At 74.1% G+C, this 19,650-nt stretch carries 23 protein-coding genes; 7 read left to right on the top strand and 16 right to left on the bottom strand.

Annotated elements, in window-relative coordinates; all coding sequences use genetic code 11:
* Positions 1-368: 368 nt before the first annotated feature.
* Entirely contained in the window at positions 369-1,874 is a 1,506-nt protein-coding gene (locus tag ABD345_RS37565; protein WP_344558973.1) for an anthranilate synthase component I, read from the bottom strand.
* A 50-nt stretch (positions 1,875-1,924) separates the two neighbouring features.
* On the bottom strand, positions 1,925-2,299 hold the full coding sequence (gene hisI, locus ABD345_RS37560) for a phosphoribosyl-AMP cyclohydrolase (protein ID WP_344558971.1): 375 nt from the start codon (positions 2,297-2,299) through the stop codon (positions 1,925-1,927).
* Positions 2,300-2,624: 325 nt separating this feature from the next.
* Between hisI and ABD345_RS37555 the strand changes: the two genes are divergently transcribed.
* Positions 2,625-3,131: a hypothetical protein gene (locus ABD345_RS37555; RefSeq protein WP_344558969.1), complete on the top strand. Its 507-nt coding sequence runs from the start codon at positions 2,625-2,627 to the stop codon at positions 3,129-3,131.
* An 87-nt stretch (positions 3,132-3,218) separates the two neighbouring features.
* Here ABD345_RS37555 and ABD345_RS37550 read toward each other — a convergent pair whose 3' ends face one another.
* Both ABD345_RS37550 and ABD345_RS37545 read right to left on the bottom strand, forming a co-directional pair.
* Positions 3,219-4,913 carry a WXG100 family type VII secretion target gene (locus ABD345_RS37550; RefSeq protein ID WP_344558967.1) on the bottom strand — a complete coding sequence of 565 codons (1,695 nt, stop codon included), beginning with the start codon at positions 4,911-4,913 and terminating at the stop codon, positions 3,219-3,221.
* Positions 4,910-5,227, bottom strand: coding sequence for a hypothetical protein (locus tag ABD345_RS37545; protein WP_344558965.1), 318 nt, complete (start codon positions 5,225-5,227; stop codon positions 4,910-4,912). The genes ABD345_RS37550 and ABD345_RS37545 overlap by 4 nt, the downstream gene beginning before the upstream one ends.
* 156 nt (positions 5,228-5,383) lie before the next feature.
* On the opposite strand from ABD345_RS37545, the gene ABD345_RS37540 reads away from it, so the two are divergent.
* The 3 genes from ABD345_RS37540 to ABD345_RS37530 all read left to right on the top strand — a co-directional run bounded on the left by ABD345_RS37540 (position 5,384) and on the right by ABD345_RS37530 (position 7,425).
* Positions 5,384-5,893, top strand: coding sequence for a hypothetical protein (locus ABD345_RS37540; protein ID WP_344558963.1), 510 nt, complete (start codon positions 5,384-5,386; stop codon positions 5,891-5,893).
* Between the two features lie 17 nt (positions 5,894-5,910).
* Complete coding sequence (locus ABD345_RS37535; protein WP_344558961.1) at positions 5,911-6,564, top strand: TIGR03085 family metal-binding protein; 654 nt, start codon at positions 5,911-5,913, stop codon at positions 6,562-6,564.
* 93 nt (positions 6,565-6,657) lie between these two features.
* Positions 6,658-7,425 (top strand): VOC family protein, encoded by a 768-nt coding sequence (locus ABD345_RS37530; RefSeq protein ID WP_344558959.1) that lies wholly within the window; start codon positions 6,658-6,660, stop codon positions 7,423-7,425.
* A gap of 41 nt (positions 7,426-7,466) precedes the next feature.
* On the opposite strand, the gene hisF is transcribed toward ABD345_RS37530, so the two are convergent.
* From hisF to hisD, 8 genes are read right to left on the bottom strand one after another with little or no spacing between them, the layout of a single operon-like run.
* Complete coding sequence (hisF, locus tag ABD345_RS37525; RefSeq protein WP_344558957.1) at positions 7,467-8,237, bottom strand: imidazole glycerol phosphate synthase subunit HisF; 771 nt, start codon at positions 8,235-8,237, stop codon at positions 7,467-7,469.
* Positions 8,234-8,671: a RidA family protein gene (locus ABD345_RS37520; RefSeq protein ID WP_344558952.1), complete on the bottom strand. Its 438-nt coding sequence runs from the start codon at positions 8,669-8,671 to the stop codon at positions 8,234-8,236. The genes hisF and ABD345_RS37520 overlap by 4 nt, the downstream gene beginning before the upstream one ends.
* Entirely contained in the window at positions 8,668-9,396 is a 729-nt protein-coding gene (priA, locus tag ABD345_RS37515; RefSeq protein WP_030463807.1) for a bifunctional 1-(5-phosphoribosyl)-5-((5-phosphoribosylamino)methylideneamino)imidazole-4-carboxamide isomerase/phosphoribosylanthranilate isomerase PriA, read from the bottom strand. The genes ABD345_RS37520 and priA overlap by 4 nt, the downstream gene beginning before the upstream one ends.
* A gap of 22 nt (positions 9,397-9,418) precedes the next feature.
* Positions 9,419-10,054, bottom strand: a complete 636-nt coding sequence (gene hisH / locus ABD345_RS37510; protein ID WP_344558949.1) for an imidazole glycerol phosphate synthase subunit HisH — start codon at positions 10,052-10,054, stop codon at positions 9,419-9,421.
* 25 nt (positions 10,055-10,079) lie between these two features.
* A complete protein-coding gene (locus ABD345_RS37505; RefSeq protein ID WP_344558947.1) occupies positions 10,080-10,223 on the bottom strand; it encodes a hypothetical protein in 144 nt (47 codons plus the stop codon).
* On the bottom strand, positions 10,223-10,816 hold the full coding sequence (gene hisB, locus ABD345_RS37500) for an imidazoleglycerol-phosphate dehydratase HisB (protein ID WP_030463810.1): 594 nt from the start codon (positions 10,814-10,816) through the stop codon (positions 10,223-10,225). Before hisB ends, ABD345_RS37505 begins: the two co-directional genes overlap by 1 nt.
* Before the next feature lie 4 nt (positions 10,817-10,820).
* The gene (locus tag ABD345_RS37495; protein ID WP_344558944.1) at positions 10,821-11,921 is read right to left on the bottom strand and encodes a histidinol-phosphate transaminase; all 1,101 of its coding nucleotides are present in this window, start codon (positions 11,919-11,921) and stop codon (positions 10,821-10,823) included.
* Positions 11,918-13,225, bottom strand: coding sequence for a histidinol dehydrogenase (gene hisD / locus ABD345_RS37490; RefSeq protein WP_344558943.1), 1,308 nt, complete (start codon positions 13,223-13,225; stop codon positions 11,918-11,920). Before hisD ends, ABD345_RS37495 begins: the two co-directional genes overlap by 4 nt.
* A 94-nt stretch (positions 13,226-13,319) precedes the next feature.
* Here hisD and ABD345_RS37485 point away from each other — a divergent pair, with 94 nt between their 5' ends.
* Genes ABD345_RS37485 through ybaK form a run of 3 tightly spaced genes read left to right on the top strand, consistent with a single transcriptional unit; the run spans position 13,320 to position 16,285 of the window.
* Positions 13,320-14,972: an oxidoreductase gene (locus ABD345_RS37485; protein WP_344558942.1), complete on the top strand. Its 1,653-nt coding sequence runs from the start codon at positions 13,320-13,322 to the stop codon at positions 14,970-14,972.
* Positions 14,973-15,032: 60 nt separating this feature from the next.
* Entirely contained in the window at positions 15,033-15,761 is a 729-nt protein-coding gene (locus ABD345_RS37480) for an LON peptidase substrate-binding domain-containing protein (protein ID WP_344558941.1), read from the top strand.
* Between the two features lie 32 nt (positions 15,762-15,793).
* Positions 15,794-16,285, top strand: coding sequence for a Cys-tRNA(Pro) deacylase (ybaK, locus tag ABD345_RS37475; RefSeq protein WP_344558940.1), 492 nt, complete (start codon positions 15,794-15,796; stop codon positions 16,283-16,285).
* 54 nt (positions 16,286-16,339) lie between these two features.
* On the opposite strand, the gene ABD345_RS37470 is transcribed toward ybaK, so the two are convergent.
* The 4 genes from ABD345_RS37470 to ABD345_RS37455 form a co-directional block, all read right to left on the bottom strand.
* Entirely contained in the window at positions 16,340-17,143 is an 804-nt protein-coding gene (locus ABD345_RS37470) for a hypothetical protein (protein ID WP_344558939.1), read from the bottom strand.
* 69 nt (positions 17,144-17,212) lie between these two features.
* A complete protein-coding gene (locus tag ABD345_RS37465; RefSeq protein WP_344558938.1) occupies positions 17,213-18,007 on the bottom strand; it encodes an ABC transporter permease in 795 nt (264 codons plus the stop codon).
* Positions 18,004-18,969: an ABC transporter ATP-binding protein gene (locus ABD345_RS37460; protein ID WP_380272907.1), complete on the bottom strand. Its 966-nt coding sequence runs from the start codon at positions 18,967-18,969 to the stop codon at positions 18,004-18,006. The genes ABD345_RS37465 and ABD345_RS37460 overlap by 4 nt, the downstream gene beginning before the upstream one ends.
* Positions 18,970-19,035: 66 nt before the next feature.
* Positions 19,036-19,455: a hypothetical protein gene (locus tag ABD345_RS37455; RefSeq protein WP_425556948.1), complete on the bottom strand. Its 420-nt coding sequence runs from the start codon at positions 19,453-19,455 to the stop codon at positions 19,036-19,038.
* Positions 19,456-19,650: the final 195 nt, after the last annotated feature.

Genomic DNA, 19,650 nt, shown 5'->3' with positions numbered 1-19,650 from the left:
GCGCAGCCGAAAACCTCATCCCCACCCACCCACCGGCGCAACCGGGCCGAGCCCAACGGGCAGACACCCGTCCCCGCCCCGCGCAGCCGAAATCTCCGCCGCCCCACCCACCGGCGCAGCCGAAGCCCGGCCCACTGCCCACCCACCGGCGCAACCAGGTCGGGCCAACGGGCGAATATCCGCCCCCGCCCAGCGCAGCCGAAAACCTCATCCCCACCCACCCACCGGCGCAACCGGGCCGAGCCCAAGGGGCAGACACCCGTCCCCGCCCCGCGCAGCCGAAATCTCCCTCCCCGCCCACCCACCGGCGCAACCGGGCCAGGCCCAGCGGTGGGCGCACGGGTGGGTGGGCAGGCGGGCGCAGGGCCTCAGCGGAGCGTGTTCGCCGCGGCGACCGCCCTGAGCACCGCCGCCGCCTTGTTGCGGCACTCGGTGTCCTCCGCGTGCGGGTCGGAGTCGGCGACGACGCCCGCGCCCGCCTGGACGTACGCGGTCTCGTCGCGGATGACCGCCGTCCGGATGGCGATCGCCGTGTCGGAGTCGCCCGCGAAGTCCAGGTAGCCGACGCAGCCGCCGTACAGGCCGCGGCGGGTGGGTTCGAGCTCCTCGATGATCTGCATGGCGCGGGGCTTGGGCGCGCCGGAGAGGGTGCCGGCCGGGAAGCAGGCGGTGAGGACGTCGAGCGCGCTGCGGCCCTCGGCGACCTTGCCGGTGACGGTGGAGACGATGTGCATGACGTGGCTGTAGCGCTCGATGGTCATGAACTCCACCACCTCGACCGAGCCGGGCGCGCAGACCCGGCCGAGGTCGTTGCGGCCGAGGTCGACCAGCATCAGGTGCTCGGCCCGCTCCTTGGGGTCGGCGAGCAGTTCGGCGGCGAGCTCGGCGTCCTCGTGCGGGGTGGCGCCGCGGTGCCGGGTGCCGGCGATCGGGTGCAGCATGGCCTCGCCGCCGGCCACCTTGACCAGCGCCTCGGGGCTGGAGCCGACCACGTCGAAGCCGCCCTCCGGGCCGCCGTCCGGGCCGGGGAAGCGGAACAGGTACATGTACGGGCTGGGGTTGGTGGTGCGCAGCACCCGGTAGACGTCGAGCGCGGAGGCCGGGCAGGGCGCCTCGAAGCGCTGCGAGGGGACGACCTGGAACGCCTCGCCGGCCCGGATCCGCTCCTTCACCACCTCGACGGCCTTGCGGTACGGCTCGCCGCCGAACGGCGAGTGCGCGTCGACCGCGGTCGGGGTGTAGGTGGCCAGGCCGGGGTCGACGGGGCGGCGCAGGTCGGCCTCCATCGCGTCGAGGCGGGCGACGGCGTCCGCGTGCGCCTCGTCGACGCCGGTGGCCAGGTCGTTGTGGTTGACCGCGTTGGCGATCAGCAGCACGGTGCCGTCGGCGTGGTCGAGGACGGCCAGGTCGGTGGCGAGCAGCAGGGTCAGCTCGGGGAGCTTCAGGTCGTCCGGGGTGAGGTTCGGGAGCTTCTCCAGCCGGCGCACCACGTCGTAGCCGAGGTAGCCGACCAGGCCGCCGGTGAGCGGCGGGAGGCCGTCGTCGGGGTGCCGGGGGGTGTGCAGGGCGGCGAGGGTGGCGCGCAGCACCTCCAGCGGGTCGCCGGCGGTGGGGATGCCGACGGGGGGTTCGCCGAGCCAGCGGGCGCCGCCGTCCGGGCCGACGGTGAGGACCGCTCCGGAGCGCACGCCGACGAACGAGTAACGGGCCCAACTGCGGCCCTGCTCGGCGGACTCCAGCAGGAAGGTGCCGGGCCGTTCGGCGGCGAGGCTGCGGTACACGCCGATCGGGGTGAGGCCGTCCGCCAGGAGCCGGCGGGTGACCGGGATGACCCGGGTGTCAGCGGCGAGCGTGCGGAAAGCCTCAAGTTCCATGGGACACCGATCGGATGAGAAGGGCGGACGGTCGGACGGTCGGGGACAGGCTACTCGGCGAGCGGCAGCACGTCGGCGTCGAAGCAGGTCCGGTCGCCGGTGTGGCAGGCCGCGCCGACCTGGTCGACCTTGACCAGCAGGGTGTCGCCGTCGCAGTCCAGGGCGACCTGCTTGACGTGCTGGAAGTGGCCCGAGGTGTCGCCCTTCACCCAGTACTCGGCCCGGCTGCGGCTCCAGTACGTGCAGCGGCCGGTGGTCAGGGTGCGGTGCAGCGCCTCGTCGTCCATCCAGCCGAGCATCAGCACCTCACCGGTGTCGTACTGCTGGGCGACGGCGGGCAGCAGGCCGTCCGGGGTGCGCTTGAGACGGGCGGCGATCGCCGGGTCCAGTGCGGTGCTGCCGGGGGCGGCGGGAGTGGTCGACATGCCCTCATTCTCGCAGGCCGCCGGAGGCGTCCGGGCCGTTGTCCGGAGGGCGGTCGAAAACGCCTCCCCCACCCGGTAGTTTGTTCCCCGCAGAAAACCGAACTGCACGGGGAATTGGGGGGTTTGTCGAATGAGCGCATATCAGCCGCAACCGCTTCCGGCGGTCGCGTACGGGGATTACCAGCTTCAGAGAACCGCAGGTCAGTACCTGTATCAGGGCGAGCCGATGATCGGCACGTGGGCGGCCCAATTGGACCGTCTACTGCCGCTCTGGTGGGACCGCGACACCGTTCGCGCGGTCGGTTTCGCCCCTCTCGTTTGGACGATGAACTTCTTCAAATCGCTCTGGCGCGGCCTGTGGCTGTACTTCCTGCCGCGCTGGTTCGTCGACATCTTCGGACCGGACGCCTACGGGCGCCGCCCGTACGGCCTCTCACTGACCCGGCGGGCCTACCGGGCGATCCGCCGCCCGCTGCACGGCGGCTCCTGGCACGGCCCCGAGGGCTCCACCGCCTGGCTGCTGTGGCGGGCCGTGCGCACCACCGCCGGCGAGAAGCTCAAGGCCGACCACGACCTGTTCACCATGATGGTCACCGACCGCCGGCTGCTGTTCCTCAGCCGCTGGACGACCTACCAGTCCACCTCCGAGTACCGGACCACCCCGCTGATCGAACTGCCCGCCGGCAGCTGGTGGCTGCGCCCGGACACCCCGAACGACGTCTGGGCCAAGCGGCAGGACCTGCTGTTCGCGGACGGCTCGTGGATCGCGCTGGCCTTCGAGAGCGACGAGGACCTGGGCGCCTTCCGGGCGGCGGCCGGCGCCCGCCGCTGACCGGCCGCCGCCGACCCGGGCGTCGGGCCCCGCTGCGGCGGGGCCGGACGCGGCGGGGCCCGACCGGTCGGGCCCGGTCCGGACGGATCAGCCGAACGCCGTCTGGATCCGCGAGCGGTCCACCCGGTAGGGCTCCGGCTCCTGGTCCAGGCCGACGTCGTTCAGGAACTCCTGCTTGATCGCGTTCTGGTTGGTCCCGTCGTGCCAGGCCTCCTTGGCCACGCCCGCCGCCGTCTGCCCGGCCGCCTTGAGGTTGCCCTTGACCGTGTTGTCACCGATCTGGACGCCGTCCCGGTCGCCCTTGTCCATCCCCATCCAGTCCTCGACCTGGCCCTGGGCCCAGGACTCGGCCTTCTGGGCGGCCTTGTCGGTGACCTTCTGGGCGATCTTGGCGGCCTTGGTCCCGTCCTGCTCCAGGGTCCGGAGCCTGTTGAAGGTGCTCTCGACCTTCTTCATCTTCTCCATCACCTTGGCGATGTCGCCGAGCTTCCGGGCCGCCTTCACCGCCTTGCCCATCTCCTGCAGGGCCTTCAGCAGTTCCTCCAGCGCCTTCGCCAGCTTGGTGGACACCTGGGCCACCCGGGCGATGAAGACGCCGATCTCCGCCTCGTCCAGGATCGCGCCGACCACCGCGGCCGCGCCGAAGGTGACCACCGTCAGCACCGCCTCCGCGGCCAGCGACACGATCAGCGACTCGATCGCCTCGGTGATGATGTCGATCACCATCCCCTCGGCCACCTCGCACTCCTGCGCGGCCGAGTTGATGATCTGCGCGGTCTGCATCATCTCTTCGGCGGTCTGGTCGAGCGCGTCCGCGACGTCGCCCATGTGACCGCCGAACGCGTCGCTCGCCGACCCCGACCAGGTCTCCGCCACCGGCATCACGCCGGCGCGCAGCTCCGCCGCCACCGACCGCACCGCACCCGCCTGCGCCTGCCACTCCATCGTGGCGTAGTTCAGCTCGTCCAGCTTGCCGGTGACCTTCTCCAGCGCGTCCAGCAGGCCGGACTCCTCCAGCGCCTTGACGACCAGCCCGTCGATCGCCCCGCTCAGGCCGCTGCGTGACTTGTGCTGGGCCTCCTCCAGCTGCTGGATCTTCTCCTCGACCTGCTTCTGGGCCCACGCGTACGCGTCACTGCGCCCGGCCGGCATCCCGCCCGCCGGCCCTCCGAGCCGCCCGGGCTGGGTGACCGGGACGCCGTACCCGCCCCCCGGCGACACGTACGCGGGCTGGGTGCTCCAGCCCTCCGGCCCCGCCGCGCCGCCGTCCGCACCGGGCTGGACGGCCGAGCGGGCGGCCTCCACCGCGGCCGCCCCGAAGTGGGCCACCGGCTCCTCCGGCTCCCCCTCCCCGCCCTCGGACGAACCGAACACCCGGTCGCCGGCCCAGTCCCCGGCCTTGCTGCCGAAGTTGCCCGCCGCGCTGGTGACGAAGTTCTTGGCACCCTCGGCGGCCGTGTCCTTGGCCCCCTGCACCAGCCCGCCGCCGAACCACGTCCGCCGGTCCACCCCGGCCGGCTCCTCGCCCTCCGGCTCGGACGCCGGCGCGGTGGCCGTCTGCCGCGTGGTGGCGGTCCCCTGCCCCGCGGTGGGGCGGATGTTCTCCGGACGGCCCACCGTCGGCGTCGAACCGCCGGCGCCGTGGCCGGCCGGGGCCGGCGGCGTCGACGTCCGCTGCTGCGCCATCAGCTTGCGCGGGTCCTCCACCGTGGGCTGCCTGCCCGACGTGCTGCCGCCCCTCCCGCCGCCGGTGTCCGCCTTCTTCTTCGGCTTCGGCGTCATCGGTTACCGCCCCCCATGGTGCCGACCACGTACTCCTCGTGGTCCGTGTAGTTCTGCGACACCCCCGACAACCCCTGCGAGGTGCCGTCCACCGCGCTGCCGAGCATCCCGACGTTCTCGTGGCTGGCCCTGGCGTGCTCCTGGTACGCCGACGCCAGGTGCTGGGCGTTCGGCAGGTGCCCGAACGCGTCCGACGAGATGGTGATCGCAGCGGTGGCCGCCGCGATCCGGTTCAACTGCTCGGCCTGTTCGGCGAGCAGCGACGAGTACCGGTCGAGCGCGCTGGGCTCGACCTGAAACCCGTTGTCCCCCATGGCAGTTGCCTTCCTCCGTCGGGCCTCGTACATCCATCCGACAGGCCGGTCATCCTACTGATCAGCATGCAAAGGATGAGCAAACCGATGCCCGAAAAGGACTGACGTGACAGCTGTTGTTCCCTCAGAATGGCCTTGGATCCAGGGGGGGTTGACATGAGTGGACGACAGAAGGCATTCCTGGCCGGGCTGCTGGCCGCGCTCGTCGTCGCGGCGGCGGTCCTGCTGTGGCCCGACCACGAGAAGCCCGCCGCCGCCCCACCCCCACCGAGCCCCTCCCCCAGCCCGAGCCCGAGCCCCAGCCCGTCGAAGACCTACCCGTACCCGTTCTACCCGCCGGGCACCTGCCTGGTGGTGCCGTGGCTCAGTGAGGTCACGACGACCACGGTCGTCCCGTGCGACCAGCCGCACGACTCCGAGACGTTCTCCGTCGTCGTGCTGCCCGACGGGCTGACCGACGACGGCGCGATCGTCCAGGCCACCCTGCGGCTCTGCAAGGACGAGTACACCGCCGTCAAGCAGCGGCAGGGCGGCACGGCTCCGTACTACAACAGCCCGCTCTCCCCCGGCGCGCAGTACTACCGGCAGGGCTTCCGGGAGGCGAGCTGTGCGGTGACCACCAGCAACCAGAACGACGACCGCAAGCTGACCGGCCACCTGCACTGACGCCGTACGCTGGGTGCATGGTGAGTCTTGCGCAGGGTGAACGGGCCCGGTTGAGTCGGTTGTTGGCGGCGGCGGGGCCCGAGGGGCCGACGCTGTGCGAGGGGTGGGCGACGCGGGACCTGGCGGCGCACCTGGTGGTGCGGGAGGGGCGGCCGGACGCGGCGGCGGGGATCCGGGTGGGTGCGCTGGCGGGGTGGACGGAGCGGGTGCAGGGGAAGGTCGCGGGGCGGGGGTACGAGGGGCTGGTGAAGTCGTTCCGGTCGGGGCCGCCGGCCTGGTCGCCGTTCAACCTGCCGGGGGTGGACGGGGCGGCGAACCTGGTGGAGTTCTTCGTGCACGCGGAGGACGTCCGCCGGGCGGTGCCGTTCGAGCCGGAGCCGGTGGGTGCGGAGCTGGCGGAGGCGCTGTGGAAGCGGCTGCCGGCGGTGGCCCGGTTCGGGGACGCGAAGGCGCCGGTCTCGTTGCGGCTGGTGCACCCGGACGGCCGGGAGGCGCTGGTGCGGCGGCGGGGGACGCCGGTGGTGACGGTGCGCGGGGAGCCGGGCGAGCTGGTGCTGTTCCTGTACGGGCGGGGGGCGCGGGCCGCGCTGGTGGCGGAGGGGGTGTCGGAGGCGGTGGAGACGCTGGCGCACGTGCTGCCGCTACCGGAGCCGTCGGGGTCGCGGGACTGACGGCGCGTCGGTCCGTTCTGTCCGGTCGGTGTGCCAGCCTTGCCGTGACCTGACGGTCCGACGACCCCGTCCCCGCACCTCCAGGAGCGCGCCATGGTGAGCACCGACCTCCGGCCCGGTACGCCGAACCGGATCGACCTCGGCAGTCCGGACCTCGCCGAGTCCGAGCTGTTCTACGGGTCGGTGTTCGGTTGGGAGCTGGAACCGGCCGGGCCGGGCGGCCGCGGGTTCTTCCGCGCCGGGGGCCGGCGGGTGGCGTCGCTGGGGCCGCTGTCGGAGGCGGAGGCGCTGCCGTCCTGGACGGTGTGCTTCCGCACGGCGGACGCGGACGCCGTCGCGGCGGCGGTGGAGCGCTCGGGCGGCACGGTGCGGGTCCGGCCGGCGGGGCTGCCGGGGCAGGGGCGGTCCGCGCGGTTCACCGATCCGGTCGGCGGCCGGTTCGCGGTGTGGCAGTCCGAGGGGGCGGCGGAGGTCGTCGCGGGGGCGGAGGGCGGGCCGGGCACGCTGTGCTGGGTGGAGCTGCACACCCCGGACGTGCCGGGGTCGCTGCGGTTCTACCGGGGCCTGTTCGACTGGCGGGCCCGGGCTTCCGAGCTGCCGGGGGTGGAGTACACGGTGCTGGGCCCGGCGGCGGGACCGGCGGACTTCGGCGGGGCCACCGGCGTGCACCCGCGGGTGGACGTGGGCTGGCTGGTGCACTTCGCGGTGGCCGACGCACTGCTGGCCACCGACGAGGTGCGGCGCGCGGGCGGCAGCGTCCTGGTGCCGCCGGAGCCGGTGCCGACGGTGGGCCGGGTCGCGGTGCTGGCGGACCCGTTCGGCGCCCAGTTCGCGATCCTGGAGCCGGAACCCCGCCGCTAGGCCCTGTCTGGGTCGGCGCGGCGGCGGGGCCCGGCGGGGGCTCAGCGGACGGGGTGGCCGGTGGTCCGGAGTTCGTCCTTGACCTGGCCGATGGTCAGGTCGCCGAAGTGGAAGACGCTGGCGGCGAGGACGGCGTCGGCGCCGGCGTCGACCGCGGGGGCGAAGTCGGCGAGCTTGCCGGCGCCGCCGGAGGCGATGACCGGGATGGTGACGGCCTTGCGGGCGGCCCGGATCATCTCCAGGTCGTAGCCGTCCTTGGTGCCGTCGGCGTCCATCGAGTTGAGCAGGATCTCGCCGGCGCCGAGTTCGGCGGCGCGCACCGCCCACTCGATGGCGTCCAGGCCGGTGCCGCGGCGGCCGCCGTGGGTGGTGACCTCGAAGCCGGAGGCGGTCTCGGTGCCTTCGGGGCAGCGGCGGGCGTCGACCGAGAGGACGAGCACCTGGCGGCCGAAGCGCCGGGCGATCTCGCGGATCAGTTCGGGGCGGGCGATGGCGGCGGTGTTGACGCCGACCTTGTCGGCGCCGGCCCGCAGCAGCTTGTCGACGTCCTCGGCGGCGCGGACGCCGCCGCCGACGGTGAGCGGGATGAAGACCTGCTCGGCGGTGCGGCGGACCACGTCGTAGGTGGTCTCCCGGGAGCCGGAGGAGGCGGTGATGTCGAGGAAGGTCAACTCGTCGGCGCCCTGGGCGTCGTAGAGCTTGGCGAGTTCGACCGGGTCCCCGGCGTCGCGGAGGTTCTGGAAGTTGACGCCCTTGACGACGCGTCCGGCGTCCACGTCCAGGCAGGGGATGACGCGTACTGCGAGTGTCACTGCGGGGTGCCTTCCAAAGTGCGGGCCAGGCCGGGCCGGTGGGCCTCGACCTCGACCTCGACCATCATCCGGGAGTCGGTGAGGCCCTGGACGACCACCATGGTGGTGACCGGGCGGACCTCGCCGAAGAGTTCCTCGTGTGCCCGGCCGACCTCGTCGCAGTCCCGGACGTGGGTGAGGTACAGCCGGGTGCGGACCACGTCGGCGGCGGTGAGTCCGTAGCCCGCGAGCGCGTCCAGGGCCGTCCTGAAGGCGGCCAGCGTCTGCTCGTACGGGTCGCCCTCGACGACGGCGTCGACGTCGTCGTACGCGGTGCAGCCCGCGACCAGGACGAAGTCCCCGGCCACCACCGCCCGGGAGAATCCGTACTGGTCCTCGTAGGGAGACTTTCCGGACTGCCGGACGGTGGTGGGGGCCGGGGTTTCGTCGGTCATCGGGACACAGCCTCCAGGGCCTCTTCGAGGGTGAACTTCTGCTCGTAGAGCGCCTTCCCCACGATCGAGCCCTCGACGCCCTCCGGTACCAGAGTGGCGATGGCACGCAGGTCGTCGAGGGACGACACGCCGCCGGAGGCGACGACGGGCCGGTCGGTGGCGGCGCAGACGTCGCGCAGCAGCTGGAGGTTGGGGCCGGTCAGGGTGCCGTCGCGGTTGACGTCGGTGACCACGTAGCGGGCGCAGCCCTCGGCGTCGAGGCGGGCCAGCACGTCGTAGAGCTGGCCGCCGTCGCGGGTCCAGCCGCGGCCGCGCAGGGTGGTGCCGACCACGTCGAGGCCGACGGCGATCTGGTCGCCGTGCTCGGCGATGACCTTGGCGACCCACTCGGGGCTCTCCAGGGCGGCGGTGCCGAGGTTGACCCGGGTGCAGCCGGTGGCGAGGGCGGCGGCGAGCGACTCGTCGTCGCGGATGCCGCCGGACAGCTCGACCTTGATGTCGAGGCGGCCGGTGACCTCGCGGAGCAGTTCGCGGTTGCTGCCGGTGCCGAAGGCGGCGTCGAGGTCGACCAGGTGCAGCCACTCGGCGCCGGCGCTCTGCCAGGCGAGGGCGGCGGCGAGCGGCTCGCCGAAGGAGGTCTCGGTGCCGGAGGCGCCCTTGACCAGGCGGACCGCCTGGCCGTCGCGGACGTCGACGGCGGGCAGCAGTTCGAGGCGGTTGGTCATGTTCTGAAGGACTCTTCCGTCGTCAGAGGGTGTCGACCCAGTTGGTCAGCAGGGCGGCGCCGGCGTCGCCGGACTTCTCGGGGTGGAACTGGGTGGCCCACAGCGGGCCGTTCTCCACGGCGGCGACGAACGGCTGCCCGTGGGTGGCCCAGATCACCTTGGGGGCGCGGATCTTCTCGGAGTGCGTCTCCAGCACCCAGTGCCGCACGCCGTAGGAGTGCACGAAGTAGAACCGGGTGTCGGGGTCCATCCCGGCGAACATCCGGGTGTCCGCGGGGGCGTCGACGGTGTTCCAGCCCATGTGCGGGACGATCGGGGCGTCCAGCGGCTCGACCACGCCGGGCCACTCGTCGCAGCCGGCGGTCTCGACGCCGTGCTCGACGCCCTTCTCGAACAGGATCTGCATGCCGACGCAGATGCCGAGCACCGGGCGGCCGCCGGCCAGCCGGCGGCCGATGATCTGTTCGCCGCGGACCGCCTTGAGGCCGCGCATGCACGCCTCGAAGGCGCCGACGCCGGGCACCAGCAGGCCGTCGGCGTCCAGCGCCCGCTGGAAGTCCGAGGTGACGGTGACGTTCGCGCCGGTGCGTTCGACGGCGCGCTGGGCGGAGCGCAGGTTGCCGGAGCCGTAGTCCAGCACCACCACGTTCTTGGACATCTGTGGGTCTCCTAGGGGCGCGCGGCTAGAGGCGCATGACGCCGGCGGCCAGGCACATGGCCGAGGCGAAGCCGAGGACGAGGATGACGCCCTTGGGCAGCTTCTGCTTCCAGAACGACCAGACGCCGCCCGCGAAGAAGAGCCCGAGGATGATGAACAGCGTGGCCATCAGAGCGCGCCCTTGGTGGACGGCAGGATGCCCGCGGCGCGCGGGTCGCGCTCGGAGGCGTAGCGCAGCGCCCGGGCGAGGGCCTTGAACTGGCACTCGACGATGTGGTGGGCGTTGCGGCCGTACGGCACGTGCACGTGCAGGGCGACCTGGGCCTGCGCGACGAAGGACTCCAGGATGTGCCGGGTCATCGTGGTGTCGTACGCGCCGATCATCGGGGCGATGTTCTCGGGCTCGGTGTGCACCAGGTACGGGCGGCCGGAGAGGTCGACGGTGACCTGGGCGAGCGACTCGTCCAGCGGGACGGTGCAGTTGCCGAAGCGGTAGATGCCGACCTTGTCGCCGAGCGCCTGCTTGAAGGCGGCGCCGAGCGCGAGGGCGGTGTCCTCGATGGTGTGGTGGGTGTCGATGTGCAGGTCGCCCTCGGTCTTGACGGTGAGGTCGAAGAGGCCGTGGCGGCCGAGCTGGTCGAGCATGTGGTCGTAGAACCCGACGCCGGTGGAGACGTCCGTCTTGCCGGTGCCGTCGAGGTCGATCTCGACCAGGACGGAGGTCTCCTTGGTGGTGCGTTCGACGCGGCCGATGCGGGACATGCGGTTACAGCTCCTTGCTCACGGTGGAGACGGCGCTCAGGAAGGCGTCGTTCTCGGCGGGGGTGCCGGCGGTGACGCGCAGCCAGCCGGGGACGCCGTTGTCGCGGATCAGCACGCCCTGGTCGAGGATCGCCCGCCACACCGCGTGGGTGTCGGCGAAGCGGCCGAACTGGATGAAGTTGGCGTCGGACTCGGTGACCTCGAAGCCCAGTTCGCGCAGGGCGAGCACCACCCGGTCGCGCTCGGACTTCAGCCGGTCGACGTAGCCGAGCAGGGTGTCGGTGTGCTCCAGGCAGGCCAGCGCGGTGGCCTGGGTGACGGCCGAGAGGTGGTAGGGCAGCCGGACCAGCTGGACCGCGTCCACCACGGCCGGGTCGGCGGCCAGGTAGCCGAGCCGCAGGCCGGCCGCGCCGAACGCCTTGGACATGGTGCGGCTGATCACCAGGTTGGGGCGGCCCGCCAGCAGCGGCAGCAGCGAGGCGCGGTGCGAGAACTCGACGTACGCCTCGTCGACGACCACCATGCTGGGCCCGGCGGCCTGCGCGGCCTCGTACAGGGCGAGCACGGTGTCCGCCTCGACGGCGGTGCCGGTCGGGTTGTTCGGCGAGCAGACGAACACCACGTCCGGGCGGAGCTCGGCGATCGCCGCGCGGGCCGCGTCCAGGTCGATGGTGAAGTCGGCGTTGCGCGGGCCGGAGACCCAGCCGGTGCCGGTGCCGCGGGCGATCAGGGCGTGCATCGAGTACGAGGGCTCGAAGCCGATCGCGGTGCGGCCGGGCCCGCCGAAGGTCTGCAGCAGCTGCTGGAGCACCTCGTTGGAGCCGTTGGCGGCCCAGACCTGGTCCTTCGACACCTCGAAGCCGGTGGTGTCGGTGAGGTACGCCGCCAGGCCGGTGCGCAGCTCGACCGCGTCCCGGTCCGGGTAGCGGTTGAGGTGGCGGGCGGCCTCGGCGACCCGCTCGGCGATCCGGGCCACCAGCGGCTCGGGCAGCGGGTACGGGTTCTCGTTGGTGTTGAGCTGGACGGGCACGTCCAGCTGCGGTGCGCCGTACGGGGACTGGCCGCGCAGTTCGTCCCGGATGGGCAGGTCGTCGATCTTGGTCACGCGCCGGGTACCGTCCAGTCGAATCGGGCTTTGACAGCGTCGCCGTGGCCGGGCAGGTCCTCGGCCGCGGACAGGTTGACCACGTGCGCGGCGATGCCGGCCAGCGCGGCGCGGTCGTACTCGACCACCTGGACGCCGCGCAGGAAGGTCTGCACGGACAGGCCGGAGGAGTGGCAGGCGCAGCCGCCGGTGGGCAGCACGTGGTTGGAGCCGGCCGCGTAGTCGCCCAGCGAGACCGGGGTGAAGCGGCCGAGGAAGATCGCGCCCGCGTTGCGGACCCGCTCGGAGACGGCGTGCGGCTCGGCGGTCTGGATCTCCAGGTGCTCGGCGGCGTAGGCGTTGACCACCGCGAGGCCCTGCTCCAGGTCGTCGACCAGGATGATGCCGGACTGCGGGCCGCCGAGCGCCTCGGCCACCCGCTCGGAGTGCTTGGTCCGGGCGACCTGGGCCTTCAGTTCGGCCTCGACCGCGTCGGCCAGCAGCGGCGAGGCGGTGACCAGCACGGAGCCGGAGGTCGGGCCGTGCTCGGCCTGGCTGATCAGGTCGGCGGCGACCTCCGCGGCGTCCGCGGTGTCGTCGGCGAGGACCATGATCTCGGTCGGGCCGGCCTCCGAGTCGATGCCGATCCGGCCCGCGAACAGGCGCTTGGCGGCGGCGACGTAGATGTTGCCGGGGCCGGTGACCAGGTTGACCGGGGCGCACTCCTCGGTGCCGAGGGCGAACATCGCCACCGCCTGGGCGCCGCCGACCGCGTACACCTCGTCGACGCCGAGCAGCGCGCAGGCGGCCAGGATGGTCGGGTGGACGCGGCCGCCGAACGCCTTCTGCGGCGGCGAGGTGACGGCGATGCCGGCCACCCCGGCCTCCTGGGCGGGCACCACGTTCATCACCACGGAGGACGGGTAGACCGCGAGGCCGCCGGGCACGTAGAGGCCGACCCGGTCGACCGGCACCCAGCGCTGGGTGACGGTGCCGCCGGGCACCACCTGGGTGGTGTGGCCGACCCGGCGCTGGTCGGAGTGGACGGCGCGGGCGCGGCGGATCGACTCCTCCAGCGCGGCGCGGACCTTCGGGTCCAGCTGCTCCAGGGCCTCGGCGATCTGCCCGGCCGGGACGCGGGTGGACTCCAGCCGGACGCCGTCGAAGCGCTCGGTGATCTCGATCAGCGCCGCGACCCCGCGATGGCGCACGTCCTCGGCGATCGGCCGCACCTTCTCCAGGGCGGCTTCGACGTCGAACTCGGCACGGGGCAGCACGTCGCGCGGGTCCGTGGAGGAGCCGCGGAGGTCGATTCGAGAGATCACGGACCCAAGTGTAAGGAGTGGCGAAAAGCGACAGCCCGGCATTTCAGTCCGTGATACGAAGGGTGAGACGAAACCAAGATCAACAGGGGGAGCCGTGGAGCAGGCGCCGGGCGACTGGACCGACACCGAGCGCGGCCTGTGGGACGCCTTCCGGCAGGGCGAGGTGTACGACCTGCGGGCCGGGCGCGGCCGCGCCCGGCTCCTGCTGCCCGCCCCCGCCGGCCGGACCGTCCGCCCCGATGGGGAGGAGCACGGCCCGGACGACCCGTTCGCCGCCGGGGAGTGGGGCCCGGAGCGCACCGTCCGGGCCGAGGTGATCGCCCGGCTGCTGCTGCACGGCCCCGCCGCCGCCCCCGGCAAGGTCACCGCGCTCAAGCTCACCGGCGCCCGGATCACCGGCGAGTTCACCCTGGCCGGCGGCCGGATCGACTGCTACGTCGAGTTCCAGCTCTGCCGCTTCGAACGCAAGCTGCTGCTCTCCGAGGCCACCGCCGGCACCCTGCGGATCGTCTCCTGCGCCCTCCCCCGGCTGGAGGCGTCCCGGCTGGCCAGCGAGGGCGACGTGCACCTCGCCCGCTGCGGCATACCCGGCGGCGTCCGGCTCACCGACGCCCGGATCGGCACCGACCTGCTGCTCAACCAGTCCGCCGTCGGCCCCGACGCGTACGGGCGGGCGGTGTCCGCCGACGGGATCTCCGTCAACCAGGACTGCGAGGCCGAACGCCTGGACCTGCTCGGCGAGTTGAGCCTGCGCTCGGCCCGGATCGGCGGCCGGCTCTCGCTCCGCGGCGGCTCGCTGCGGGCCGCGGGACCGGACAACCCGAACGCGATCAACGCGGCCCGGATCACCGTCGGCCACACCCTGTACCTGTCCGGCTCGGAGGACGCCAACTGGTCCGGCTCGCGCACCGTCTACGGCTCCGGCTACGGCGGCTCCACCGTCGCCGCCCCCTACCGGGACACCACCCACACCCCGTTCCGCTCCTGGGGCCGGATCCGGCTCTCCGACGGCCGCTTCGAGAACGCCGTGCTGATCACCAACGCCGAGTTCCACCTCGGCGAGGGCGAGGAGCTCACGCTCAGCCGGATCCAGACCCCCGAACTGCGCTTCACCTGCGACACCCCGCCCACCGGCGCCGTCAGCCTCAACCGGGCCCGGATCGGCAACCTGGTCGACGCCCCCGCCGCCTGGCCCACCGAGCACCACGTCTCGCTCACCGGCTTCAGCTACGAGTCGCTGCGCCCCACCGAGCCCTTCCCGCTGGAGCGCCGGATCGCCTGGGTCGACTCCGGCCGGGAGTTCCGCCCCGAGGCGTACGAGCAGCTCGCCGCCGCGCTGCGCCGCGACGGCGCCGACGAGGACGCCCGCACCGTGCTGTACGCCAAGCAGCGCCGCCGCCGGCGCACCCTGCCGCTGCCCGGCCGGGTCTGGGGCCACCTGCAGGACGCCGCCGTCGGCTACGGCTACCGGCCCGGCCGGGCCGCCGCCTGGCTGGTCATCGCCTGGGTGCTCGGCACCGCCTACTTCGCCGCGCACCGGCCCGCTCCCGTCAAGGCCGACGAGCACGTGCTGTGGAACCCCGCCCTGTACGCGGCCGGCAAGGTCCTGCCGCTGATCGACCTCGGCCAGAACGGCTGGGACCCCGACCGCCCCGGCCAGTGGGTCGCCACCGCCCTGGTGCTGACCGGCTGGGTGCTCGCCACCACCGCCGTCGCGGGCGTCACCAGGCTGCTCCAGCGCGGCTGACGCCCCGGCGGCGGACGACTGCGGCGCGGCGGCGGCCCGCCGCCAACTACGCTGTGCGCCGTGACTGATCGGCTCCCGCTCTTCCCGCTGAACACGGTCCTGTACCCGGGCCTGGTGATGCCCCTGCACGTCTTCGAGGAGCGCTACCGCGACCTGGTCGCCGACCTGCTCAAGCAGCCCGAGGACGCACCCCGCCGCTTCGGCGTGGTCGCCATCAAGGACGGCCGGGAGACCGCGCCCGTCCGCGAACTCGACGCCCCCGCAGGCCCGTTGGACGGCATCGGCACCCCCGGCGGCGACCCGCTGGACGCCCTCTACCCGGTCGGCTGCGTCGCCGACGTGGCCTCCGTCCGGGAGCAGCCCGAGGGCCGCTACGAGCTCCTCGTCACCGGCACCACCCGGTTCCGGCTGCGCGCCCTCGACGCCACCGGCCCCTACCTGGTCGGCGAGGTCTCGGTGCTGCCCGAGGAGCCCGGCGAGGGCTCCGGCGCGCTCGCCGCCGGGGTCGAGCGGGCCTTCCGGACGTACCAGAAGCGGCTGGCCGGGGCCCGCGAGGCCAGCCTGAGCGGCGAACCCGACCTCCCCGACGACCCGCAGGTGCTCTCCTACCTGGTCGCCGCCGCCGCCGCGCTGCCGGTCAAGGTCAAGCAGGAACTGCTCGCCTGCCCCGACACCGCCCAGCGGCTGACCCGCGAACTCGCCCTGCTCCGGCACGAGAGCGCGGTCCTGGCGAAACTCCCCTCCCTGCCCGCCGTCGACCTCACCCGCCAGGCGTTCAGCCCCAACTGAGGACCGCCCCGAGGACCACCGAGGACCACCCCTTGGCCAAGAAGAAGACCGCCGGCGGCACCCCCGCCACCGTCGCCCTCGACACCGCCGGCGTCCCCTTCACCCTGCACGAGTACGCCCACGACCCGGCCGCCGCCTCCTACGGCGCCGAGGCCGCCGAGGCGATGGGCGTCCCGCCCGACCGGGTGTTCAAGACCCTGCTCGCCGAGGCCGACGGCGCCCTCGCCGTCGCCGTCGTCCCGGTCTCCGGGCAGCTCGACCTGAAGGCGCTGGCCGCCGCGCTCGGCACCAAGCGCGCCGTGATGGCCGACCCGGCCGCCGCCGAACGCTCCACCGGCTACGTGGTCGGCGGCATCTCCCCGCTCGGCCAGCGCCGCAGGCTCCGCACCGTGGTCGACTCCGGCGCGCTGGCCCACCCCACCGTCTTCGTCTCGGCGGGCAAGCGCGGCGCCGAGGTCGAACTCGCCCCGGCCGACCTGGTCCGCCTCACCGCCGCGCTCACGGCCCCCATCGCCAGGGGCTGAGCCGGGGGCCGGGCGCGAGGGCCCGGCGGCCCGGCGGTCACTGCCGCCCGGCGGCTACTGCTGCTCGGCCGGGGGCTCGGGCCGGGCCGGCTTCCGCAGCGACGGGCCCGGCTCCGACTCCGGCGCGCCCTGCTCGCCCTGCTCGACCTGCTGCTGCACCGGCTCCTCGGCCCGCTGCTGCACCGGCTCCGGCACCGGCTCGGTCTTCCGGAACGACACCGGCTGCCAGGGCGCCTGCGCCGGGTCCGGGGCGTCCCAGTACGGGGGACGGTCGGGCTCGCGCTTGCCGAAGGTCGCGGAGAGGAAGAGCAGCACGATCATCGCCGTCATCGGCCAGACCATCAGCGCCCCCTTCGCCGAGAGTTCGAGCGGCCCGTCGAAGGTGCCGCCGTTGCCGACGGCCCGCGCGTGCGCCCGCAGGTCGGAGGTGGCGCCGAGGTGGGTGCCGAGCTTCCAGGCGACGAACGAGCCGAGCAGGCCGCCCGCGGCGAGGCCGACGGCGACCGCGATGCCGCCGCCGCGGGCCCGGGTCCACAGGAACGCGCCCAGCGCGGTGAGCAGCCCGAGGCCCAGCCCGAGCAGCGAGAAGACGCCGACCGCCCCGATCAGCTCCTCGCCCTCGGGGTCGCGGTAGAGGATGTGGTTGTCCTGGACGGCGTAGCCGACCCGGGGGGCGAGCCAGAGCCAGAGCAGCCCGAGGACCACGCCGAGGACCGCCCCGACGGCGGTGATGACCGCTCCGATCCGCAGCTCGGGGGCGAGCGGCGGCCTCGCGGGGGCGGGCGGCCGCAACGGGAGGACCGGGGGGTGGGGAGTGGGCCCGGACGGGTTGCCCGCAGGTGTGTTCGGTACGGTCACGACCCCATCGTTTCATGCGCACCTGAAAAGCCGCCGGTCTCCACCCGACAACTCCCCCGGAGCCCGCGGTCAGCGCGCCGCGCGCCGGTAGGCCCAGGTGGCGAGGGTGAGCGAGACCAGGCCGACGGCGGCGCAGACGCCGAGGTCGAGGACGATCCGGGCCCAGTCGGGGTGCGGGGCGAAGGTGAGCGCGAAGGCGTCGACGCCGTAGCTGGAGGGGAGCAGGTCGCGGAGCCACTGGACCGGCTCGGGGAGCCGGGAGGCGGGCAGGACGCCGAGCAGCAGGGCGGCGGACATCCCGAGCTGTCCGGCGAGGGTGGCGAGTTCCTGGCGGGGGGCGAGCAGGCCGAGCGCGGCGCCGAGCCCGGCCAGCGCGGCGCCGGAGAGCGGGATGACGGCCAGCAGGATCCACATCCGGGCGAACGGCAGCTCGAACATCCAGCTGCCGATGCCGGCGGTGACGAAGACGCCGGGGACGGTGAAGGAGGCGTACGCGGCGGCGGTGCCGAGCACCACGGAGGCGGGCGGCACCGGGAGGGTCGCGTAGTGGTCGAGGCCGCCGGTGGCGCGCAGCTTGCCGAAGTACTGGGCGAGCAGGTTGAGCGCGACGAAGGCGACGACCAGGACGGCGGAGCCGGCCACCACGGCGTGCGCGGAGGGGTTGTCGCCGGGGTCGACGACGCCGCGCATCATGACCAGGATGCCGACGGACTGGAAGGTGGCGACGAACAGCAGCGGGATCCGGGAGACCTTGGCGCGGGCCAGCTGGGCCCGGTAGACGGCGGCCAGCGCGGGCAGCAGCCGGGCGGCGGGGGCGAGCGGGGCGGGCCCGGTGGCGACGGCGGGGGCGTCGAGCAGGGTCATCGGGCGAGTCCTCCGGTGCGGCCGCCGAGGCGGAGGTAGGCGTCCTCCAGGGTGGGGGTGGCGAGGGTGAAGTCGTCGAGGGCGGCGAAGGCGGGGCCGGTGGTGACGGCGGCGACCAGTTCGCGGGCCTCGTCGGGGGTGGTGCGCAGCGTCCAGCGGCGGCCGGTGCGCTCGGCGCGTTCGGCGAGCGCGGCGACGGCGGGGACGCCCAGCGGGGCGTCGGTGCGCCAGACCAGGTCGAGCCGGACGTGGCCGTCGACCAGGGCCTTGAGGCCGCCGGGCGTGTCACAGGCGATGACCCGGCCGGCGTCGATCACGGCGACCCGGTCGAGGACGGTCTCGGCCTCGATGACGTTGTGGGTGACCAGCAGCACGGTGGTGCCGCGTTCGGCGCGGCGGCGGTCGACGGCGCTCCAGACGGCGCGGCGGGCGACCGGGTCCATGCCGGTGGTGGGTTCGTCCAGGACCAGCAGCGGGCGTTCGCCGATCAGGACGGCGGCGAAGCAGGCGAGGCGGCGCTGGCCGCCGGAGAGCTTGGCGAGCGGGCGGTGGGCGAGCGCTTCGAGGCCGAGTTCGGTGATCGCGTCGGCGGTCTCGGCGCGGGCGGCGGCGCGGGACAGGCCGCGCAGGCGTCCGGTGGTCTCGGCGGCCAGCGCGACGGTGAGCTCGTCGAGGGCGGTGGACTCCTGGCCGAGGTAGCCGAGCAGCCGGGCGGCCCGTTCGGGGTGCCGGACGACGTCGTGGCCGAGCAGGTCGACGCGGCCGGCGTCGGGGCGGAGCAGGCCGGTGAGCTGGCGCACCAGGGTGGACTTGCCGGCGCCGTTGGGCCCGAGCAGGCCGAAGACCTCGCCGCGGTGGACGACGAGGTCGATGCCGTCGTTGGCCCTGACCTCGGCGCCGCCCGTCCGGTAGGTCTTGACCAGGCCGCTGACCGTGCAGCAGCTCTGCGGTGGCTTGCTCACGACGGAAGACTCTACGCGCCGTAAGGGGCGTTCCGGACACGCGGGGTCCGGATGGCGGCCGGGGCGTCAGCGGTCCTCCAGCGCCCCCGCGGGCTGCCGGGCGCCGGGGACGCGGGCCGCGAGCTCCTTCCAGAAGCCCTCCCGGATCGCGTACCTGTCCTGCTCGTCGATCTGGTCCTCCTTGTGCGCGAGCAGCCCGAAGCGGGCGGCGTAGCGCAGCAGTTCGCCGTCCAGCCGGTGCGGGATGCGCGGGTGGTCGGTCCACAGCAGCGCGGGGCGGTCGGTGTCGGCGAGGCGGTCGAGCCAGCGGCGGGCGAAGACCTGGCCGACCTCCTGCGGGTCGCCGCCGACGCTGGTGATGTCCTCCTCGCGGTCGGCCCAGCGCTGGGCGGAGGTGGTGAGCCGGTCCAGGGTGGGCAGGGCGTCGGCGGCGGTGGCGGTGTCGGCCCGGTCGACCAGGCCGCGGTCGGAGGACCAGCGCAGCACCGGCCCGGTGGGGACGGGGACGGCCGGGGCGGGGGGCGGTCCGGTGGCGGCGCGCCCCGCCAGGTCCTTGGGGGTGGGGATGACCCGCAGCGGGGTGCCGCGGACCGGGGCGGCGGCCGCCGCGGCGGCGGGGGGTGACGGGAGCGGGGGGGGGGGGGGGGGGGGGGGGGGGGGGGGGGGGGGGGGGGGGGGGGC

This window comes from Kitasatospora saccharophila (genome assembly GCF_039529925.1).
Taxonomy (GTDB): Bacteria; Actinomycetota; Actinomycetes; order Streptomycetales; family Streptomycetaceae; genus Kitasatospora; species Kitasatospora saccharophila.
This window is presented reverse-complemented; position numbering and strand designations above follow the sequence as displayed.